Annotated in this window: 19 protein-coding genes and 2 pseudogenes; 5 read left to right on the forward strand and 16 right to left on the reverse strand. The window is 40.3% G+C overall.

Annotated elements, in window-relative coordinates:
* Nucleotides 1-240: 240 nt before the first annotated feature.
* The 6 genes from DWW70_RS04355 to DWW70_RS04380 all read right to left on the reverse strand — a co-directional run bounded on the left by DWW70_RS04355 (nucleotide 241) and on the right by DWW70_RS04380 (nucleotide 5575).
* Nucleotides 241-1302 carry a zinc finger Ran-binding domain-containing protein gene (locus DWW70_RS04355; RefSeq protein ID WP_118649280.1) on the reverse strand — a complete coding sequence of 354 codons (1062 nt, stop codon included), beginning with the start codon at nucleotides 1300-1302 and terminating at the stop codon, nucleotides 241-243.
* A 23-nt stretch (nucleotides 1303-1325) separates the two neighbouring features.
* Complete coding sequence (locus DWW70_RS04360; RefSeq protein ID WP_055273609.1) at nucleotides 1326-1859, reverse strand: nitroreductase family protein; 534 nt, start codon at nucleotides 1857-1859, stop codon at nucleotides 1326-1328.
* 41 nt (nucleotides 1860-1900) lie between these two features.
* Nucleotides 1901-2284 carry a VOC family protein gene (locus DWW70_RS04365; protein ID WP_118649281.1) on the reverse strand — a complete coding sequence of 128 codons (384 nt, stop codon included), beginning with the start codon at nucleotides 2282-2284 and terminating at the stop codon, nucleotides 1901-1903.
* A gap of 172 nt (nucleotides 2285-2456) precedes the next feature.
* Entirely contained in the window at nucleotides 2457-3665 is a 1209-nt protein-coding gene (locus DWW70_RS04370) for an NADP-dependent isocitrate dehydrogenase (protein ID WP_118649282.1), read from the reverse strand.
* 277 nt (nucleotides 3666-3942) lie between these two features.
* On the reverse strand, nucleotides 3943-4923 hold the full coding sequence (locus DWW70_RS04375; protein ID WP_118649283.1) for a biotin--[acetyl-CoA-carboxylase] ligase: 981 nt from the start codon (nucleotides 4921-4923) through the stop codon (nucleotides 3943-3945).
* Complete coding sequence (locus DWW70_RS04380) at nucleotides 4904-5575, reverse strand: hypothetical protein (RefSeq protein ID WP_118649284.1); 672 nt, start codon at nucleotides 5573-5575, stop codon at nucleotides 4904-4906. Before DWW70_RS04380 ends, DWW70_RS04375 begins: the two co-directional genes overlap by 20 nt.
* A 293-nt stretch (nucleotides 5576-5868) precedes the next feature.
* Here DWW70_RS04380 and DWW70_RS04385 point away from each other — a divergent pair, with 293 nt between their 5' ends.
* Nucleotides 5869-7269 carry an MATE family efflux transporter gene (locus DWW70_RS04385; RefSeq protein WP_118649285.1) on the forward strand — a complete coding sequence of 467 codons (1401 nt, stop codon included), beginning with the start codon at nucleotides 5869-5871 and terminating at the stop codon, nucleotides 7267-7269.
* Between the two features lie 8 nt (nucleotides 7270-7277).
* Here the strand turns inward: DWW70_RS04385 and DWW70_RS04390 are convergent, their stop codons facing one another.
* Both DWW70_RS04390 and DWW70_RS04395 read right to left on the reverse strand, forming a co-directional pair.
* Entirely contained in the window at nucleotides 7278-8420 is a 1143-nt protein-coding gene (locus DWW70_RS04390; RefSeq protein WP_015533238.1) for a HAMP domain-containing sensor histidine kinase, read from the reverse strand.
* Nucleotides 8417-9055, reverse strand: coding sequence for a response regulator transcription factor (locus DWW70_RS04395; protein WP_243017670.1), 639 nt, complete (start codon nucleotides 9053-9055; stop codon nucleotides 8417-8419). Before DWW70_RS04395 ends, DWW70_RS04390 begins: the two co-directional genes overlap by 4 nt.
* Before the next feature lie 157 nt (nucleotides 9056-9212).
* Between DWW70_RS04395 and DWW70_RS04400 the strand changes: the two genes are divergently transcribed.
* Genes DWW70_RS04400 through DWW70_RS04410 form a run of 3 tightly spaced genes read left to right on the forward strand, consistent with a single transcriptional unit; the run spans nucleotide 9213 to nucleotide 11212 of the window.
* Nucleotides 9213-9353, forward strand: a complete 141-nt coding sequence (locus DWW70_RS04400) for a CD1871A family CXXC motif-containing protein (protein WP_243003495.1) — start codon at nucleotides 9213-9215, stop codon at nucleotides 9351-9353.
* On the forward strand, nucleotides 9346-10251 hold the full coding sequence (locus DWW70_RS04405) for a 4Fe-4S binding protein (protein ID WP_118649287.1): 906 nt from the start codon (nucleotides 9346-9348) through the stop codon (nucleotides 10249-10251). The genes DWW70_RS04400 and DWW70_RS04405 overlap by 8 nt, the downstream gene beginning before the upstream one ends.
* A gap of 52 nt (nucleotides 10252-10303) precedes the next feature.
* Nucleotides 10304-11212 carry a TlpA disulfide reductase family protein gene (locus tag DWW70_RS04410; protein WP_118649288.1) on the forward strand — a complete coding sequence of 303 codons (909 nt, stop codon included), beginning with the start codon at nucleotides 10304-10306 and terminating at the stop codon, nucleotides 11210-11212.
* 153 nt (nucleotides 11213-11365) lie between these two features.
* Here DWW70_RS04410 and DWW70_RS04415 read toward each other — a convergent pair whose 3' ends face one another.
* Nucleotides 11366-12190, reverse strand: coding sequence for a hypothetical protein (locus tag DWW70_RS04415; RefSeq protein WP_118649289.1), 825 nt, complete (start codon nucleotides 12188-12190; stop codon nucleotides 11366-11368).
* 316 nt (nucleotides 12191-12506) lie between these two features.
* On the opposite strand from DWW70_RS04415, the pseudogene DWW70_RS04420 reads away from it, so the two are divergent.
* Nucleotides 12507-13733, forward strand: a pseudogene (locus DWW70_RS04420) (IS110 family transposase).
* 237 nt (nucleotides 13734-13970) lie between these two features.
* Here the strand turns inward: DWW70_RS04420 and DWW70_RS04425 are convergent.
* The 7 genes and pseudogenes from DWW70_RS04425 to DWW70_RS04455 form a co-directional block, all read right to left on the reverse strand.
* Nucleotides 13971-14330 (reverse strand): annotated as a pseudogene (locus DWW70_RS04425) (IS4 family transposase); the annotation flags it as partial.
* A gap of 665 nt (nucleotides 14331-14995) precedes the next feature.
* On the reverse strand, nucleotides 14996-17176 hold the full coding sequence (locus DWW70_RS04430) for a protein kinase domain-containing protein (RefSeq protein ID WP_118649290.1): 2181 nt from the start codon (nucleotides 17174-17176) through the stop codon (nucleotides 14996-14998).
* 31 nt (nucleotides 17177-17207) lie between these two features.
* A complete protein-coding gene (locus DWW70_RS04435) occupies nucleotides 17208-17837 on the reverse strand; it encodes a CatB-related O-acetyltransferase (RefSeq protein ID WP_118649291.1) in 630 nt (209 codons plus the stop codon).
* Nucleotides 17834-18094: a hypothetical protein gene (locus DWW70_RS04440; protein ID WP_330423947.1), complete on the reverse strand. Its 261-nt coding sequence runs from the start codon at nucleotides 18092-18094 to the stop codon at nucleotides 17834-17836. The genes DWW70_RS04435 and DWW70_RS04440 overlap by 4 nt, the downstream gene beginning before the upstream one ends.
* A gap of 457 nt (nucleotides 18095-18551) precedes the next feature.
* Entirely contained in the window at nucleotides 18552-19391 is an 840-nt protein-coding gene (locus DWW70_RS04445) for a hypothetical protein (RefSeq protein WP_118649292.1), read from the reverse strand.
* A gap of 1 nt (nucleotide 19392) precedes the next feature.
* Complete coding sequence (locus DWW70_RS04450) at nucleotides 19393-19779, reverse strand: hypothetical protein (RefSeq protein WP_118649293.1); 387 nt, start codon at nucleotides 19777-19779, stop codon at nucleotides 19393-19395.
* Nucleotides 19780-20130: 351 nt separating this feature from the next.
* A complete protein-coding gene (locus tag DWW70_RS04455; protein ID WP_117875548.1) occupies nucleotides 20131-20529 on the reverse strand; it encodes an Imm44 family immunity protein in 399 nt (132 codons plus the stop codon).
* Nucleotide 20530: the final 1 nt, after the last annotated feature.

Here is a 20530-nt window from a genome sequence, read left to right on the forward strand (position 1 = left end):
ATGGTTACCTCTCATTCAATGTCCGCCTTAACTATTCTGTCTCAAATACATAGTATTTAACAGACTTCCCGCATATTCGTTATAATAAAAAAATCCCCGAACAGATTCGACATAATTTTCACTATGTCTTATCCATCCGGGGATGAGCCAGGCAGGTCAGAATGGTCTCTCAATATCTGAATATCCTTACCAGACTTTGACTGCTTTGTCACTTTTGCCCGCCTCCGCATTCTCAAGTCTCTACTCTATGATACTCACTATCTCCTCAGAGTCAGCCTTGACTTTATATGTCTCGCCTATGTCAAGTTTGTCATATATAGACTTTTCAACTTTATATGTCTTTTCCTTATCATTCACTTCACATGTGACTTCATATTCAACTGATTTTTCCCCTAGCCTCTCCTTGTCTGTGAGCTGGGGATCTGGGTATTCCGGTGTCTTTCCACCGCCCTCCGCAGTCTCCGTCCTGTCGTACTTCCACCTCCATATCGTATAGTAATACTTCGTATTGTATATCGGCTTATCTCTGTACACAGGAACAGACCTCGTTCTCGTCACATATCCGTAATCATCCACATCATTTGCCACCTCGGAAAATGTTCCATCACCATTGTCCTCGTAGCTGTACTCCACATGGGAACCTATCACTTCATATGAATCATAGGTCTCCTCACGCTCACCCACATATTCCTGTTCTGTATGATGAACCTCCTGTTTCGTGGTCTTTAGCGTAGCGCCCTCTGGGAGTTCCCAGTCATCTTCATCACACAGAATATATTTCTCCACATCAACACTGGTCTTCCATGTCATATCCTTGACTGTGACTGTTCTCTTCTTTGGCATGGTTATGATTGCTGTAAGTCCGATTATCGCCGCTATCACCAGCATGCCGATCAGTACTATCTTCAAAGCACCAAATGAATGTCCTCTTTTCCGATTGCCCTGCCCGCTGTTTTGTCCGCCGGCAGCCGTTCCTGTACCTGATGCATTCCTGGCATTCCTTGCGTCCTGCTCTTTCCTGACGTCAAAATACCCCTTATCCTTCGCACCTCGTTCAGCACCGCAGCTGCTACACCGTGTATTGAGAGCAGAATTATAGTTTCCACAGTGATCACATAACCAGTCTGCACCTTTTCCCTTTGTCTGGCTCTCCTCCTCAGACAGATACCTCACTCCATCCATATAGAACTTAACTTCCTGTCCTCTCGGCTTTCCGCAGGAGGGGCACTCGCGCCTCGTTCCCTCTATATGTTTCGTACTACAATAAGGGCAGTCCCAATACCCCATCACAAGTTTTCCCATATACAATATCCTCCCCGTATATACTACAGATAACTTACCTGCACAGAAGCATCGTAATCATGTGGTGTCTTGTTGTCAGTCTTGTGTCCAACGGCAAGAGCTATCTGGAATGAATATCCCTCCGGTATTGCAAGTGCCTTGTCAAAATATGCTTTCTTCTCCCCGTGAAGTGCATCATACACGCAACCGATTATCAGATTTCCGAGCCCCATGCTCTCTGCCGCTATAGCCATATTCTGAACTGCAATTCCTGAATCCACCTTGCTCCACTTGAAGTCATCCTCAGCGCTTAAGAATATGAGCACCGGAGCCTCATAATAGAAATTGTGAGGCTGCTTATCCTGTCCGCGAAGTGCACGCTTCTCTGCATCAAGCTCTTCCAGAATTGGAGCATCACCCTTAACAACTGTAAAATGTATCTCTTTCTTATTCATACCTGTAGGTCCCTGAAGCCCAGCTTCGATGACCTTCTCAAGCTGTTCCTTCGTAACCTCTTCATCACTGTATGCTCTCGCTGAGCTTCTCTTTTTTATTACCTCTAATACCTGATTATCCATTGTCTTTTACCTCCTATTCTGTCATTCCTATTCTGTCATTCCTATACTGTTATCTCTATCTGATTATCCTCTATGCAGACCACACAGCTCTCATAATAGCCATCGCCTGTCGTTCTCGGTCCGCTTATCACCTCGTAGCCATCAGACTCAAGCAGCCTGGTAAGTTCATCCACCTTCTCCTTGCAGCCCACGCTGAACGCTATATGTATCAATCCTGTTCTATTAAGCGTTTTTTCAGGATCATCCATTCCAGGTCTGTTCATTATCTCAAGCCTTGCACCATCATCAAATGTGAGGAAATACGAACGAAAGCCCGTCATTTTATTGTGATACCCCTTGTTTGCCGATGCCCCCAGATATCTCTCAAAAAAACTCTTCGCCCTTTCAAGGTCATTCACATACATGGCAACATGCTCAATTCTCATAAATACAACTCCTCATCATCTTATACGCTACACTCAGATATAAGTTATTTTAACCTAGCGCTGCGATTTTCACAATGGTATAAAAATATCACCTTTATCCATTTGTCTGAATAAAGGTGATATGCTTCTTTCTTTATATATTCTCAATGCTTTTATTATCTTGAATCACTTTTTAAAGCATTCCCTCAAGTGTCTCTCTGATAGCCTTGATAAAATCCTCACTGTTGAGGACTGTTGGGTTCTCAAGTGTTGTGATGAGAGCCAGATCCTTTGTCATCTTGCCATCCTCGATAGTCTTGATGGTTGCTGCCTCAAGCTTATCTGCGAAATCCTGAAGTGCCTGGATTCCGTCAAGCTCTCCACGCTTTCTGAGTGCTCCTGACCATGCGAAGATAGTTGCAACTGAGTTTGTAGATGTCTCCTCACCGGCAAGGTGCTTGTAGTAATGTCTCATAACTGTTCCATGGGCAGCCTCGTACTCATACTTTCCATCAGGGGATACGAGAACTGATGTCATCATGGCAAGTGAACCAAATGCTGATGAGATCATGTCACTCATTACATCTCCATCATAATTCTTACATGCCCAGATGTAACCGCCTTCGCTCTTCATAACACGGGCAACCGCATCATCTATAAGTGTGTAGAAGTACTCGATACCTGCTGCATCGAACTGCTCCTTATACTCCGCATCAAATATTTCCTGGAAGATATCCTTGAATGTGTGATCATACTTCTTTGATATAGTGTCCTTTGTCGCAAACCACAGTGTCTGCTTTGTATCAAGCGCATACTTGAAACAGCTTCTTGCAAAGCTCTCAATAGACTTGTCCACGTTGTGCTGTCCCTGAAGAACACCAGGGCCATCAAACTTATGGATAGTCTCCTTTATAACCTGTCCGTCATCGCCTGTGAATACAAGCTCTGCAGTTCCAGGACCTGGAACATCGATCTCTACACTCTTGTACACGTCACCATATGCATGTCTTGCGATGGTGATAGGCTTCTTCCAGTTCTTAACACATGGCTCGATTCCCTTTACAACGATAGGTGCTCTGAATACTGTACCATCGAGAATTGCTCTGATAGTTCCGTTAGGGCTCTTCCACATCTCCTTGAGATTGTACTCCTTAACTCTTGCTGCATTAGGTGTGATGGTTGCACACTTTACAGCTACACCATACTTCTGTGTTGCATATGCTGAGTCAAATGTTACCTTGTCATCTGTCTCATTTCTATGTACAAGTCCAAGGTCATAGTACTCTGACTTGAGATCGATAAATGGATAGATAAGCTCATCCTTGATATACTGCCAGAGAATTCTGGTCATCTCATCTCCATCCATCTCTACAAGTGGTGTGGTCATCTGAATCTTTTCCATGTTTATGTCCTCCATTTTTATATTTCTTTTTTGAATTTTATTTTTGAATGTTTTTATAGTTCTTTGAATTTTCTAAGTTATGTTATATACCCACTGCCGATTATAAACCATAAGGGGCTATATTTCTAGTTTTTTTGAATCATGCCTGCCATTTATTAATATTATTTAGCCCCATATGCTGACATGCAAATGACTTTTTATCTCCAATACACGATCCGCAGCTTGTCATCACAAACAGATATGGACTTTGTTCATACACATTATACTTTATCATATATCATACATATCCATATATGCCTCTGACGGATACTTCACCTGATATTATATCGCGCACAGCTCCATCAGCACCCCTGACAAGAAGTCCGCCATCCGGGGAAAGTCCCAAGGCTGTATACTCAGTTTTCTGATCTCCCTCTATGACATATACCTGCTTATCCTTGTTCACAAGATAACTGTTGTACTCATCAACAAGAAATCCCAGATCTTTATTTTTTACAAACTCATCATATAGTTTTTCAAACTCATTTGACACCTGCGCTATGAACCATGACCTGTCACATCCCCTGCCGTTCTCTAGAAGAATTGATGTCGCCTTGTCCGCAATGTCCTCCGGGAAACTCTGGTTATATACATTTATACCAATTCCCACGACAACATAACTAATATCAGTTCCCTCTGAACTCATCTCTGTAAGTATTCCGACAAGCTTCTTTCCATCTGAAAGTACGTCGTTGGGCCACTTTATCTGAGGCTTGACACCATCCACTTTGCCGAATGCTCTTGCAAGTGCAACCGCCGACACCAGAGTTATCCTGGATACGCACGAGATATCTATATCCGGTTTTAGCAGATACGACATGGATATCGTTGTTCCCTTATCTGAATTCCAGCTATGTCCCCTCCGGCCTTTTCCTGCCGTCTGCTCATTTGCAACAAACAATGCGCCGTGTACAGGATCCGTCTCACCAACTATCTTAGCGCGGGTGTTTGTTGAATCAGTTTCATCATAGTAGTAGAGTTTTCTTGCAAATGTCTCCGTGTTGAGGTGCCTCGATATATTTTCCTCAGACATGACATCAGGAACGCTAACCAACCTATAGCCTTTATTATTAACTCCTTCTATGACATATCCATCATTTTTCAGAGCCTGTATATTTTTCCACACTGCGGTTCTTGACACACCCAGCAGCTCACATAATTCCTGTCCTGATACAAAACCATCCGTACTCTGGAGTTTTTCAAGAATTTTCTTTTTCATCTGTTCTTACCTTCTCTCTGAAAATATTGTACACTGATTCACATTTTGCCTTCGCCCCGGCAAACGGCACTACATAACTCTCCTTCCCCCTGTCGAACTTAAAAATATAATACTTCATCTCGGGATCTGGTTCTATCATTGTATAACCCGTCACTGCTTCGTATGGTATGATCTTACTTCCACCCTTTTGAAGTATCGTTATCCTGTCCTGTCCAAACAAATATGTAGCATCATATGCTGCACTCCTGAATGACGCCCTTACAATATAAAACCCATATGCCATGGCTGCTATAGAAACCGCCGCCTTCAAAAACCTGTAGTGACCTCCCATGGCCCACCACATACACGCGATTCCAATCAGTATAAATACTATTCCCACAATACGATAGGCAGCCCTGGTATTCTTTCTCTTGATAACCTTCTGTCTGATTATTCCATCAATCTGGGACTCCTGCTCCTCTCGTCTCGCCCGCTCAAGCTCATCCACTAGCTTTCCTGCCTGATTCACAAGAACTTTCTGCCTGTAAGATTTTGCTGTGCCACCGTTCATACTATTTATATTCCTGATTTCTTCTCTGCCCGTTTTATTATTCTTGCCAATCTTTTTATCGTTCTTTTTTTTATTATTTTTTTTATCGCTATCTCTGCTCATTCCATATCCCCCGCCAGGTCATTGTCGTTATCGATATTATCCCGGGTTGTATCCATGCGCTTTATGCACAATTATTTTCTCTTTTTTCATCACTTTTACGACTATACTTATATTAGTTCAGAGGCTAATATATATCAAGTTTTCAGCATTACAAAAGTGTTTACATTTTACCACGTTTAATCACCTTTTTTCCATATATAAAATCATTAAAAGGTGATTAACTAGCAAATACACGATATCGTGAAAACAAATGATTTATACACTAGCAACTAGATTTTTGAGAGGTGAATCACATGAAGAATTTTATTGCGCGCATCAGTGGCACAAAAGACCTCACTGAAGGAAAGCCTTCAAAGCTTATATTGAACTTTGGTCTGCCACTTCTCTTTGGTCTGATATTTCAGCAGTTTTATAATATGGTAGATTCTGTCATAGTCGGGCAGAAACTTGGAACGGACGCGCTGGCGGCGGTGGGTTCCACCGGAAGCATCAACTTCATGATACTCGGTTTCTGTATAGGAATCTGCAACGGATTTGCAATCCCTGTTGCCCAGGCCTATGGAGCAAAGGATTTCAAGAATCTCAAAGCTTATATAATCAACAGCATATGGTCATCCGTTGCACTGGCTGCTGTTATAACTGTGGCCGTAAGTATATTCACAATGCAGATACTCAAGGCTCTCAGAACACCTTCGAATATCATCGATGACGCATACATATACATATTTATAATATTTCTGGGCATTCCTGCAACATTTCTCTACAACCTGACTGCCGGAATACTGAGATCACTCGGAGACAGTATCACACCTGTCATATTCCTTGTGGGATCATCGCTTGTAAATATCATACTTGACCTTATACTTGTCGTTCCTATGGGCGTCGCCGGAGCTGCAGTTGCCACAGTAGCTTCACAGGCAGTGTCAGGAATCATATGTACGATATACATGACAAAGAAACTGAAGTATCTTGAATTCAGTAAAGAGGACTGGACATTCAGCATGCGCCACTGCCTGAAGCTCTGCGGTATGGGTCTGCCTATGGGACTGCAGTACAGCATAACAGCCATAGGCAGTGTCATTCTACAGACCGCAGTCAATGATATGGGTTCAACATATGTTGCAGCCGTATCAGCAGGAAGCAAAATCTCCATGTTCATGTGCTGTCCTTTCGATGCAATGGGCTCCACCATGGCAACGTACGGAGGTCAGAATGTTGGTGCCAGGCGTCTTGACCGTGTTGATCAGGGGCTTAAGGCGTGTATCAAGATGGGAATCATATATGCCCTCGTGGCTCTGGCTTTCTCCATCGTGTTCGGAAAGCAGCTTGCACTTCTCTTTGTAAAGAAGGAACAGATTGAGCTTATCGGCTACATATATGAATTCGTGGTTATCAACGCAGCATTCTACATATTCCTGGCTCTTGTGAATATCGTAAGATTCATGATACAGGGGCTTGGCTACTCGACTTTCGCCATACTTGCAGGCATATGTGAGATGATTGCTCGTTCTGTTGCCGGTTTCGTGCTGGTGCCTCATTTCGGTTTCATCTGCGTATCACTAGGAAGTCCGCTTGCATGGGTATGTGCTGATCTCTTCCTGATACCTGCGTACCTGTGGGTTATGAAACAGCTGAGACGAAAGTTCGGGGAAAATAAAATTAGCCGTGCCAAATCCGCAACGGCAACAATATAATGCTCACTTTATAAAACGACTTCAAAAATCGTTCCCCCAGACGGATTAGACTTAACTGCAATATTGCCATCATGCACTATCACGATCTCGCGGACAAGAGCAAGTCCCAGTCCTACGCCGCCAAGCTCACGGCTTCTGGATTTATCCACGCGAAAGAAAGGTTCAAACACGCGATCCTTCAGTTCTTCCGGGATACCATTTCCGGTATCCTCTACTGACAGGTAAACGTGTTTTTCCTTCTGACGCGCTGTCACTGTAACCCGTCCTCCTGTGCGGTTATATTTTATAGCATTCTCAACAAGATTGTATAACATCCTGTAAATAAGGATGTCACTTCCTATCATCGTTACATCCGTACATTCTCCAATAAGTTCTATATCCTTTTCCTGTGCAAGAGGTTCCAGATCCGCCAATACCTCATCAACAAGCGCGTCGACCATTATTTTATCATCCCGGCTCACAGTTTGAAGCTCACTCATATCAAGAAGTGTCTTTACCATTTTGCTGAGTCTCTCATTCTGTTCAGTTACCATCTTTATCGTCTGCAGAGTAACTTCATCATCTCCCGGGTGCCGGGAAGAATTATATGAATCAAGCTGTATCTGCATTAAAGACAGTGGAGTTCTGAGCTCATGTGCTGCATTTGCAGTAAACTGTCTCTGTATCTCAAATGCATCCGAGAGGCGTTCAAGCATCTTGTTATATGAAACGCTGAGCTGGTTCAGTTCTTTAACATTGTTTTCTTCTATTCGTGAATCCGCCAGATTCTGTGCCTGTACCTCTTCAATTTTATCAGAAAACTCACTGATAGGCTTTAGTGCATGCCCACTTATAAAATATGTAGCTACTCCGCCAAGCAGGGCCAGCAAGGCAGAAATTATCAGGCTGTTTTTCTTGTAATCAGCCTTATTATTGTACACCTTAACAGAAAAGTCATTTGCAAATTCATCCCACTTATCCTCCGGAATACTGATATATATTTCATCAGTACCGCTCCCATTATCATCTCCCTGGGCATCAACGGTTTCTTGCAGAGAATCAATATAATACACGCCATTTTTATAGACAAGCAAAGTAAGGCATCCACATATAAGCGCAATATATAATGTGATTATACAGGTAAGCCTCCACTGCAGCGACATTCTTTTCATCTGTCGGACTCCTCTCGTATTTTATAGCCTTCTCCCACCTTGTTCAAAATCGGATCATATCCAAGCACTGCCTTAAGCTTTCTTCTCAGCGAAGACATATGTACTCTGATTGCTCCACTGAAGCTGTCAACCGAAGCATCCCAGACATGCTCCATCAATTCCTCCTGGCTTACCGGTCTGCCCAGATTAAGAAGCAGATATTCCAGGATTCCATTTTCTTTTCTTGTAAGGGGAACCTTCTCTCCTTTTGCGTATGCCTCACGTTTTATCGTATCAAACTTTATCCCGCCACTTTCCAGACATACATCCTTCTGTACAAATTTTCTTCTTGTAAGACTTCTGATACGCGCCTCAAGCTCCTGCAAATGAAATGGTTTTTCCATATAATCATTTGCACCTGCATCCAGCCCTTCAACCTTATCCGCAATTTGCCCCCTCGCAGATAATATGATAACCTTTGTCTCCTCATTTTTCTGTCTGAGTTCCTTTAAAATCTCCATTCCATCCATACCCGGCAGATTCAGATCCAGAACGATCAGGTCATATTCCTCTGACAGAATGCATTCAAGAGCCGCTTCTCCGTCATAACAGGTATCCACCTCATACCCGGCATCATACAGGCTTTTCGCAACCATATCACATATCTGCTTCTCATCTTCAACTATCAATAATCTCAAAACTGTCACCTGTTTCTTAACAAAAATCCTTCTTAACAAAAATTTTACAACAGCTATTGTATAATATCCAAGTCAGCTGGTCAACAAACACAATCATGAAAGGAGCTGCAATAACTTGAAGTACAGGAAAATATCTCAGATCATTTTACTCATCACGGGTATGGCAATGATCAGCTATGGTGCAGTCAGAGGTGAAGCGGCTGCCGTGCTCAGCAAAGCAATAAAATTATGTCTGGAGTGTGTAGGAATTGGATAAGAACAAATCACTGTCAAAAAAAACAGCCAGAATACGCGGATGGATACAGGCAGCAGCCACGCTGCTTACCAATATTCACATCCCCAATTTATTTAAAGGCAAGATCTATCAGGGCAATGCAAAAACAGTATGCGTACCAGGACTAAACTGTTACTCCTGTCCTGCTGCAACAGGAGCGTGTCCCATTGGTGCATTTCAGGCGGTCGTCGGATCATCCAAATTTAAATTTTCTTACTACATAACCGGTTTTTTCATTTTAATCGGTGTGATCCTCGGAAGATTTATATGTGGGTTTTTGTGTCCATTTGGATGGTTTCAGGATCTGCTTCACAAAATCCCCGGGAAAAAGTTTTCCACAGCCAGGCTGAAACCACTAAGATACCTGAAATATATAATCCTTATTGTTTTCGTTATACTTCTGCCGATGCTTGTAACGAACTCCATAGGAATGGGAGACCCGTTCTTCTGTAAGTATATTTGTCCACAAGGTGTTCTGGAAGGTGCTATACCACTTTCACTCGGAAATGCAGCTATACGCTCTGCTCTTGGAAAGCTGTTTTCATTTAAATGCCTTATTTTAATTACAGTTGTCGTTCTGAGTATTCTGTTCTACAGACCCTTCTGTAAATGGATTTGTCCTCTCGGCGCAATCTACTCATTATTCAACAAGGTCAGCCTTATGAGTATCAAGGTTGAAAGCAGCAAATGTGTCGGATGCGGTAAGTGTTCAAAGGCATGCAAAATGGATGTAGATGTATGCAAAACACCAAATCATCCGGAATGCATACGATGTGGAGCGTGTATAAAGGCCTGTCCAAAAGACGCGATCCACTATCAATTTATGGGAAAGCCATGTTCCCAAAAGGGACATGAACAATCTTCCAAAACCAACGTGTAACAATCAGCCACACTAATATTATCTAAATTATTATTTAAAGGAGCAATTATTTATGAAGACAAAAAAAACATTAATATCTATTATCACTCTCTGTGCAGCATTATCTCTCACGGCATGTAACGGATCAGGATCTGCCACAACTGAGAGTTCACCAAAAACCCAGACAGAATCTACCACTGAAGCTGCGGACGATTCCAACACGAAGCTGGATGATTTATATCAACAGGAGAACCAGATCTTTGCAGATCACCAGGATGTATGGAACAAGGTATTTGGCATGATGAATAAAAGCAGCGCTGATCCAAGCGGAGATTATGCCGATTATCTGGCCAGCGCCGTTGAATCAAACAAGGAATCCTTTACAGATGATGAACTTAAAACACTTAACGATGATATTGAAACCATCAGACAGATTGAAAAGCAGATATCCGAAATCGAAAATAATAATACAGGATCAGATAGCACCGACCAGAACGACAGTTCCGAAGAAATCACACCTTTCAATAGTTTCTCCGGCAAGGATTTGGATGGTAATTCTGTTGACGAAAGCCTGTTTTCCAATAATGCAGTAACTGTCGTTAATTTCTGGTTTACCGGCTGCAAGCCTTGTGTCGCAGAATTATCCAAGCTTAATGAATTGAACGATGCCATCAAATCGATGGGAGGCGAGGTAGTAGGTATCAACACAGAGACATTTGACGGAAACGAAGATGCTATCAAGGAAGCCGCAGCCATTCTTGACAGCCAGGGTGCAAAATACCGCAATATCTCCATTGACTCTGATTCAAGTATAGGCAAGTATGCCTCCGACATCATGGCATTTCCTACAACCATACTAGTCGATAGAAATGGTAATATTGTCGGAGAACCTATGCTTGGAGGAATCGACAATCAGGACAACTATGACTCTCTTATGAAACAGATCAAGTCAGTGATCGACGCTGATAACAAGGATAAATAATTATAGTTGACTTTAAATTGAATATACTAATGAAAGGACAAGAAGCCTTTCTGCTTTTCAAAAAAAGGTCATCTGGTTTTCAAGAAACCAGATGACCTTTTCCCGTGCAATAAAATTTCATATGCTTACTCCCTTCTTTTTGCCCCCCGTCTTTTACACTTCGATTCCCATCGTACGTATTGCGTTTAAATTTTTTTCTGCACGTTCTGCTTTTAATCGTGCAATCTCATTTTTAGTTATTTCATCTGAAAAAAATTTTTCATATTGTTTAATATCATCATTGTATCTTCCTTCACACCTAAGCAATCTCTCCTTTCCTTCCTTTTCTGTCATCTTTTTTTCTGAAACAAGTTGCATCACTCTCCTATTTGCCTCTTGGAAATCATTTTGTACTTTTGCGCTGTAAGATTCTACATCTGGATACTTTGCTGGCAAAATAAATGCATCTACATTACATTCTGTTTCTAATCTGACTTCCAACTCATCAAAGCCATATAGTTCCAAATAATCCACACAAGTCTTTAAATCCACCACCTTGTCAAATGCAGGAATTACATAATGCTCTATGCCAGTCATGGCAAACGCAATCTGTTCTCTGAGAGAAGCTTCATCTCCCTTTTTGATGATATAGTCAACTCCCGGCTGTTCATTCTCGTAAACCGGTATTCCATTTCGCTTTGCCGTAAAATACATATCTAGCTGTGTTGTATTTATCCAATCCATGCTGGCATACACAGACCGGTTCAGATTGATCTCCGGGCGGTATATACTGCCGACCGCACAGTATACTTCAAACCGTTTTTCCTCCAACTGCGGCGACAGAGCCTGCTCCAGCCGATAGTTGATGACTTGAATAATCTCGGGAGTTGCCATCCTCACAAAGTGCGGATACCTCCCCTTTACTTTCTTGAACCCATGCGGCTCCAGCGTTTCCTTAAACGCCGCTTTAAGACTCTTGTCCACTTCCAATGTTCCCATTTCTCTTTCTCGCACACAACAGATGTACGATACCCCCTCCTAATATATAAGTTGTAGGGAATACACCACCTAACAGCCAGTTAGGATGTTTCCCTCTTGTTGCTAAAGCTGTAAGATAGATAAGTATCGGTCTGACCTATTTCTCCTTGGACCATTAGGCGTCCGCAGAAAAGCCTGTCAGCCAGCTTATCATTACAGCCGTTCGATTTATGTAGGTGGGACTGCTATGTGCACGTCCGATTGAGACCCCAGGAGATTGAATAAGCAATGAGGAATGCTGAATACCATACAATTTCAACTTATGGAGGAAACCTTTATGTACAACGCAGTCGGAATTGAAGCTTCTAAACTCAAAAGCACCATCACTATCATTCAGCCCGCATGAGTTGTTATTCGCAACCCCTTTGATGTCCTACATACATCTGATAAGCTGAACACCCTTGTAACCTATCTCAAGTCTCTGGAGGGTGAAACCAGAGCTGTCATTGAATGTACAGGTCGTTATCACGAGCCTGTTGTCAAATCTTTATCTGAAGCAGGTATCTTTATCTCTGCCGTCAATCCAAAACTGATTAAGGGTCAAAAACAAAATACACTTCGTAAAGTAAAATCAGATCCCGCTGATGCGAGAAAAATCGCTAAGTATGCTCTTGACAACTGGGCAGAACTGCGTGAGTATTCAAGTATGGATACTACAAGAGAACAACTTAAAACACTAAATTCGCAGTTCACTTTCTTCATGAAACAGAAAGTTGCTGCCAAACCCAATCTTATTTCACTCCTAGATAATACTTATCCCGGTGTGAACAAACTCTTCGACAGCCCCACTAGAGACGATGGTAGTGAAAAATGGGTTGATTATGCCTATTCTTTTGGGCATGTTGATTGTGTCCACAAAATTGGGCTAAAAGCCTTTACGGAACGCTATGAAGCATTCTGTAAGAAGCATCATTATAACTACCAGAAAAATAAGCCAGCCTTACTATTCGAGGAGTCCAAACAACTTGTTGCAGTGTTCCCAAAGGAAAAATCTTACAAACTCCTTATTCAGCAAAGCATTCAACAGTTGCGTTTGGTATCGGAACACATCGAAATCATTCGTAAAGAAATGAATGGGCTTGCTTCTACACTGCCCGAATACGAAACCGTAATGAGCATGTATGGTGTTGGTGAAACCTATGGACCTCAATTGATTGCTGAAATCGGGGATGTATCTCGTTTTACACATCGAGAAGCTATCACTGCATTTGCCGGTGTTGATCCTGGTGTAAATGAATCTGGACAATTCATGCAACGAAGCAACCGCGCTTCAAAGAACGGTTCTACAAGGCTTAGGAAGACCCTTTTTCAAGTGATGTCCACATACCTTAAAAACAAGCCTGTAAACGAACCTGTCTATCAGTTCCTTGATAGAAAACGTGCTGAAGGAAAACCATACCTTGTTTACATGACCGCTGGTGCCAATAAATTCTTACGAATCTACTATGGCAGGGTTAAGGAGTGCTTACGCAACTTAGAGCAATCTCAAATCGAAGAGTTTTAAATATCAAACGATTATCTCCTCCGCTAAGCTAGCCGTTTTGGGCAGCCTATTTCTTGTGCCTATTTTTCAATTCTTAAATTTCTTCAAAAAGTACTTGACTTTTTATTAGTAGGCTCTTCCACCTATTATCGCTGTATTAACTATACATGATACATTCTTTTTCAATTGACAGAACAAGTCTTTCAGTATATTCACCAACTTATAATCCAGGTCATTTGTTGGTTGATCAATAAAGATCATGATGAAAACATTTTTTCTGCTATCATTCGTCAGATTTTTGATGTCATGATCTACGATATCCGCTGCAAGAAGAGAAGTGAAACGAAGCCAGTTTGTTTTTGTAGAATTAAGGAAACGGTAGAACGTGTTCTTGGAAAAATCTTCCTTAAAAGAGCTGGTCCGTTGCTGCATATACATGCTTCTTCCAACCAAAATATTGCTGAGTTTGTACCAAAGCAGAGAAACAGGAGAAACACATTTTTCTTTCGTTCCATTGCATCTGGCAAGAAACTTGCCAACATGGTGTTTAGAAAAAAATCTCTTAACACAGTCAACTAAGGCTTTTTCATCGGAATGGTTTTGTGGTATACTGGACATGGCATAAATCTCCTTTGTAAAGATGGTTTTTCGACAACTCCATTATACCAAACGGAACAGGTTTATGCCCTTTTTATTGGCTAAAATATTGAATTTTCAAGGCTCAACACACCATATCGGTGTGGGAAGTTTTAGTAAAATTACTATTCATATCAGGAATCATCATAAGCTCATTTATGACATCGGTATTCGTTTTATGGGCAGTTGTCCTAGCTTTAAGGTCATTCAAGATACAGTTGCTATGCGTAGAGGCATTTCGAATTGAATAATCCGGGGTGAAATCCATCACCTGTTGCATTTACAACTTAGGCACGGGAACGGGCTCCTATGTCGCCCCGCATATCATAATTCCACATCACCTAAAATGCACCTGCCAAATCTGGCGGAGCTACAACTTTCATTCCTGGCTTCGTATCTGCGTGAGTAGGTGTGGAAAAAGACCACTTCTGGTCCTGAGGCCTAGACGTGATTCCTGTATAATTTGCTTTATGAACTTCTGGCCCTTTACCAGAAGTTGTCCGTACCGACATAGGAGTACAGGTTTTCCACCTTATTAATAACGCGGATCCTGTTTGGCAGTTACTAATAATATGTCCGCAGGACTTGTAGTTCCTCCCAAAAGAATGCACAGTACAGCAACATTTTATCTTAAACACCCATTATACTTATGCAATTGAAACCAATCTCTTGATTTGAGGATTACTAATTGTCAATTCCTTCAAATTGTATTTTTTAATTACTGACTTCCATTGATTTCTCATTTTATTGCAATCGTTGATCGAATCGATAAGATTTGTCTCTTCTAACATATAACTCTCCAAATATGTTATCCATTCCGACTCCGTTAGGCGCTCTAATATTCTATCTGCAATCGTTTCAGCAGACCAACTTGTTCCATATGAATTTCCTAACTTAACATACAATACAGAAGTAATTGTTTCCTTTAAAGCTAACGTAGGAATTTGAGAACCCAAATCCTCGAGTTTTTTTATTATACCCGGCTCGTTATAGAAATTATTCACATCAAAATGAACATCTAGTAACTTGTTTGCAACCTGAATATATGTTCTTGAACGCACGTTCTCTTTAACATAGTCAAATGCATGGACTTGCAACATTATTTTATTTAAATCATTTATTTTTTTATGTTCAGAAGCATTTATATAATCAGTATATGCATCTGCAAGAGCTCGTCTCTCCTCAATTTTTAAACGTTCCCATATCGCTGGAAACATAATTTGCATATTGATAACAACATTATCATATTCTATTCCTTCGCAATCCCTAAATAAATTTAACAACGATCTTACTGATGTTTTTAAATAAAAATATGGACATGTTGCAAACATAGCCCTATCGTCATCAAACAATTCAGTAACTCTTCCACTTTTCAGTTTTTCTCTAAAGTCATTGAACTGAAGACCAAAGGATTCATGATTATTATATAAAATGTAGCTAATGCATGTTTTAATGATTATATTTGCTTCGTCTTGTGGCATTTCTTCATATTCATCAGCCTCATCATTATTAAAATAATTATAAAACTCATTCGCCTTTTGTAACTTTGATTGTCCCGCTTTATTAATAAAACCAAGCTCATGTGCCAAATCGATCAATCTATAAGCTGGAAGATTTCTAACATAGTCAATGTCACTTGCTTCCACCATATCTGCCACAAAATCTTCACCTAAAGATAATACTCTCTTTCTAAGCAATCCCATTGACCTAATCCATACCGTATTTGCTGCGGTAACAAAGTCTCCACCCAAATAATAGTTCTTCACTTTTGATTGTAATTGCGGCGGAAGCGCAATTCCATACTCTACCAATTGTGGAATATCTGTCATAATAGGTAGTTTCAACCCCTCCGGATTGCATAATTCTGTGCTTGGATTAAGATGTCTAATCAACTCACTATATCTATATTTTTCTAATCCTCTGTTACCATCAATTGCAATAATATCATTCATTTCGCCACCTCCTAATATGTTAAATCTGGACTCGTTAAGTGTAGCCATCTCTCTTCTCATATCTCCAGCAGAATGATATCTTTCCGAAAGATTATTACTAAATGCTTTATCAAAAAAATAATTCAAGCTCTTTAAAACAGTATTATTTTCTACTTTCTCGCTAATAATTCGCTTTGCATTATCTCGTTTATGTGGAGGTTTTCCTTCTCCGTCAAATAATGCATTTGGAATCTCACCTGTTAATACATAAAGGAGAATTGCTGCTGACTGGCTTAAATCTGATTCCAATAATCTTTTTTGTTGACTGGTTCCGCTTACAAGTTCCGGCAAAATTAAAAAACGATTTCCTAATTGCTGATTAGTTGGGGTACATCCATCATCATCCTCCAAGTTGAATGATAGCCCAAAATCAATTAATACAAAATCATCCAAATTACCTTGTTTCAGCATAATATTATCAGGCTTAATATCTCTGTGTATTATTCCATTGTTATGGCAACATTCAATTGTTTTTAAGAATTCCATGTAAAAAGAAATCGCCTCAGCGTAGGATATATCATGAGTTTCGACATACTGTTCCAAAGATATCCCATCGATAAAATCTGAAACATAATAAAGTTTTTCCGATAAATCTTTATATTTTTCCGCATTAGAATATGTAATATTCATTAAATGTCTATCAGATAGATGCTTTACATTACAAACTTCCATAAACATTCTTTGTCTTCGTTCTTCATCACTTTGCTTATTAAGAAATTTCAGCGCATAAAAACAACTGTCTATAGAATCTGTAACTTTAAAGACTTCACCTTGACCTCCTCGCCCCATTGTTTCACTAATTATCCATTGACCGTCAATTGTTTGTCCCACCTTCATCTGTTTACCCCCTTAATTTCTAGCACATTTGTTATTGTAATTCGTCAATTTTTCCTGCCTGTATTGCTTTTATATTTTTAGAGATTTTTTCTTTCGACCAGTTCCACCATTGAATACTTAATAATGATGAAATAGTTTCGTCAGAAAAGCGTTTTTTAATTGATTTTGCAGGAACACCACCTACAATAGTATATGGTGGTACGTCTTTGGTAACAACAGCACGTGCGCCGATAATTGCTCCATCACCGATACTTACACCTGCTAATATAACAGCCTCATATCCAATCCATACATCATTACCAATAATAATGTCACCTTTATTATCCCATGATTGAGCAACATTCTTCTTATCCAAATTCCATTCCTCAAAAAATAATGGAAACGGATAAGTTGATAATGAAGATAATGTATGATTAGCACTATTAAATAAGAATTTAGCACCACAGGCAATCGAGCAAAATTTCCCGATTATTAACTTATCGTGATTTATAGGATAGTGATACAATACATTATTTTTTTCAAATAGCGTTGGGTCATTTACAAAATCATTATACATTGTGTAATCTCCAACTTCTATATTAGGATTTTTGATTACATTTTTTAAATAAATTGTTTCTTTATCCCCAGTACGTGGATAAATTTTATTTTCTGGAATAGTCATTTAAAGTCCTCCAGCCTTTTAACATATTCGCTTTTGTTGCCCTTCCACAAACACTTTACACATCTTCCTTGATGAAAAATATGTTTGCAGTTTTCATATCCATATAAAACGGATGCACATTCAGGGCATAACCCCATCATTTTAGATGAACCCACTAAAAATTCACTACCACATTCATCACATATTTTTATACCTTTATTATTCATGGTGTCTGTGTTTTCAATATTCAACTTCTCATCGCTCTTACCTAACTCCATAGCCTCTCCTATTCCATACGTTTGCGAATTCCGTAAAATTATTATCGTTTCTCGACATATATCTCCCTATCATTCTTATCAATTTCAAATCTATCGGAACTAACCCTTATAAGTGCTGTTCCTACCGGCTTATCAATATGCTCCTGAGCCTAACCACTCTCCATAGAACCAGATATATGATTTTGCATACCAATCTTCATCAAAAAGTTCTTCTATATAACCTATCTCTGGTAACCTCGTTACAATTCATCTAGGAAAAATACAGGCGGCAGGCGTAGAAATCTCCACGGGGTCGCCGCTCTTTATCGCTTCCTGTATCTGGTCGACCTGGCTTCCGAGACCGAATATTGCCATCATCGGTTTTAGGATGATTCTGAGTGATGTCTTGCACATGCCGTCGCACATGAAGCCGACTACCACGCAGTGCACAGATTATGACTACAGAACTTCGTGCAATCTAATTCTCATTACCACTCAATGAACGCTCATATTCCAACTGTTTTACATATCCCCAGACTAAGTCTCTTTCAGTACAATATCCCCAAAACACAAGATCTTTATTAGAATATTTATCATTGTGAGGATATCTGAAATCACCACACTTTCCCAAATATGTCAAATCCTTTGGTCTTTGTCTTTTTGAGCTTTCCAGTATTTCTGCTTCATAGTTAATCTGAATTGGAGGCCAGCTGAACAGTATATTTTTCATACGTTTTATATCATCCGCAGACTGTGGCTTGTCCTTTGAAAGAAAGAAATAAGCATCAGCCACCTCGTCCCATACGCCTCTGACTATCCAATCCTCCTTATACACCTTATCCACATAAAACGTTGCATACCAACCAGTATATTCTTCATAGCCATCTATCGTCTCCGTTATCTGAAAGCAATATACACCGCCTTCTATCCACCCTGCTTTATACGGTCTGTGCACAGGCACTTTTTTTCTGGGCGGCATCTCACTCTCAAGCTTCTCCTTGAACTTTTCAAGTTCTATGCATCTTTTCTGTCTAATCTTCTCGCCTTCCCAGCGTTCTGCAGTCTTGTCTTCTTCAATCTCCGCAAGGGCTCTTTGTTTTATTTCCTCCGTAAGTCTGCCCTTATCCCACATAATCCCTGCAAGTGCGATAAATAAATCGCACTTGCAGTCTATGTCATCTGCCTCCTCTTTGTACTCATCAAGCATCTCAGCCAATGCCTGTTCATCACTCTTTCCAGCCTTGAGTTTACTTATATAATCGTCTTTCACATCTGCGCTGAGGTCATTTTGATATATTCCTACTTCCCATGTTCCCATATTACTTTACCTTCCACCATGCACCAATATCTTCATATATTGCATTTATCTCTTCGCTAATATAATTATTAATCAACGATGGGTAGTCTTTAAAATATTCATTTGACTTATCATGATATATTGTTTTATTTTTATTTCCTGCACCTATACCATTTATCATATTGTATCCTACCATACCGCCATCATCTTCTATCCAATTTCTTGTATGGAATGCAACCATGAGTGTATATACTACATAGGAACTCCGTTTTGTTCCCCAAAGGCTCCTTGCGATATTGAGCATAACCATAGCATTAATTGCATTTGCACTTTGCAGACAGGCTTGTCCACTCGTTTCAACCGATGTCTCCGACAGTGAGAAACTTCCGTCACTTCCCTGAGAACACATTCTCCCGTCTCCGTGTCCTTAGACCAGACATAGTCTCCTGCCTCTATGTCAGCTATCGGCGTAAGCCCGTATTCCGCCGAAACCAGCGTGTCGCCCGTGAAGTACTGGCTTGTGAGCCCGAACAGCATACACGTAAGCTGCACGAACCGCACCGCTATCTCCACAGGATCGCCGCTCTTTATTGCTTCCTATATCTGGTCAACCTAGCTTCCGAGACCGAATATTGCCATCATCGACTTTAGGATGATGCCGAGTGATGTCTTGCACATGCCGTCGCACATGAAGCCGACTGCCACGTCATTGAGGGCTCTAAATCACGATGTTTACAATCCGCTTAATTTTTGCCGTTTTTTAAATTCTATGTTCTTTACAAAAAACATCAAAATCCTCTTTGAATTTTTGAAAGTCTATCCTTCCCTTTGTTTTTATTGTTTTTACAGAATTTAAAACACATTGAAGCATTAACTTTTTTTTCTTTTCAACATCCGCAGAAACATACTCTTCATAATCTATGTACTCCCTGACGCTTGCAAATCCATATTTTGGTTCACAATGATACCCTCTTTTACATAAGCCTTTATTTATCGTCTCCTTAGGAGCAATTATAGGTATTATTCCAACTATATCAATACTTTCGCTGTAACATTTGTTTTTAAAGTATTCATGAATATCTTGGCACAGATTATATATATCGTCATCTATCCCAAATTCATTTGTGTAATACTGTGGCGAATTAATATTTATTTCCATA

It is taken from the genome of Coprococcus sp. AF16-5, assembly GCF_003479365.1.
Taxonomy (GTDB): domain Bacteria; phylum Bacillota; class Clostridia; order Lachnospirales; family Lachnospiraceae; genus Coprococcus; species Coprococcus aceti.

What these genes read in the sequence shown, in the direction of transcription:
- DWW70_RS04355 (WP_118649280.1), bottom strand. Translation starts at nt 1,302, where the DNA reads ATGGGAAAACTTGTGATGGGGTATTGGGACTGCCCTTATTGTAGTACG.
- DWW70_RS04360 (WP_055273609.1), bottom strand. Translation starts at nt 1,859, where the DNA reads ATGGATAATCAGGTATTAGAGGTAATAAAAAAGAGAAGCTCAGCGAGA.
- DWW70_RS04365 (WP_118649281.1), bottom strand. Translation starts at nt 2,284, where the DNA reads ATGAGAATTGAGCATGTTGCCATGTATGTGAATGACCTTGAAAGGGCG.
- DWW70_RS04370 (WP_118649282.1), bottom strand. Translation starts at nt 3,665, where the DNA reads ATGGAAAAGATTCAGATGACCACACCACTTGTAGAGATGGATGGAGAT.
- DWW70_RS04375 (WP_118649283.1), bottom strand. Translation starts at nt 4,923, where the DNA reads ATGAAAAAGAAAATTCTTGAAAAACTCCAGAGTACGGATGGTTTTGTA.
- DWW70_RS04380 (WP_118649284.1), bottom strand. Translation starts at nt 5,575, where the DNA reads ATGAGCAGAGATAGCGATAAAAAAAATAATAAAAAAAAGAACGATAAA.
- DWW70_RS04385 (WP_118649285.1), top strand. Translation starts at nt 5,869, where the DNA reads ATGAAGAATTTTATTGCGCGCATCAGTGGCACAAAAGACCTCACTGAA.
- DWW70_RS04390 (WP_015533238.1), bottom strand. Translation starts at nt 8,420, where the DNA reads ATGAAAAGAATGTCGCTGCAGTGGAGGCTTACCTGTATAATCACATTA.
- DWW70_RS04395 (WP_243017670.1), bottom strand. Translation starts at nt 9,055, where the DNA reads ATGGTTGCGAAAAGCCTGTATGATGCCGGGTATGAGGTGGATACCTGT.
- DWW70_RS04410 (WP_118649288.1), top strand. Translation starts at nt 10,304, where the DNA reads ATGAAGACAAAAAAAACATTAATATCTATTATCACTCTCTGTGCAGCA.
- DWW70_RS04415 (WP_118649289.1), bottom strand. Translation starts at nt 12,190, where the DNA reads ATGGGAACATTGGAAGTGGACAAGAGTCTTAAAGCGGCGTTTAAGGAA.
- DWW70_RS04430 (WP_118649290.1), bottom strand. Translation starts at nt 17,176, where the DNA reads ATGAAGGTGGGACAAACAATTGACGGTCAATGGATAATTAGTGAAACA.
- DWW70_RS04435 (WP_118649291.1), bottom strand. Translation starts at nt 17,837, where the DNA reads ATGACTATTCCAGAAAATAAAATTTATCCACGTACTGGGGATAAAGAA.
- DWW70_RS04440 (WP_330423947.1), bottom strand. Translation starts at nt 18,094, where the DNA reads ATGGAGTTAGGTAAGAGCGATGAGAAGTTGAATATTGAAAACACAGAC.
- DWW70_RS04445 (WP_118649292.1), bottom strand. Translation starts at nt 19,391, where the DNA reads ATGGGAACATGGGAAGTAGGAATATATCAAAATGACCTCAGCGCAGAT.
- DWW70_RS04450 (WP_118649293.1), bottom strand. Translation starts at nt 19,779, where the DNA reads ATGTGTTCTCAGGGAAGTGACGGAAGTTTCTCACTGTCGGAGACATCG.
- DWW70_RS04455 (WP_117875548.1), bottom strand. Translation starts at nt 20,529, where the DNA reads ATGGAAATAAATATTAATTCGCCACAGTATTACACAAATGAATTTGGG.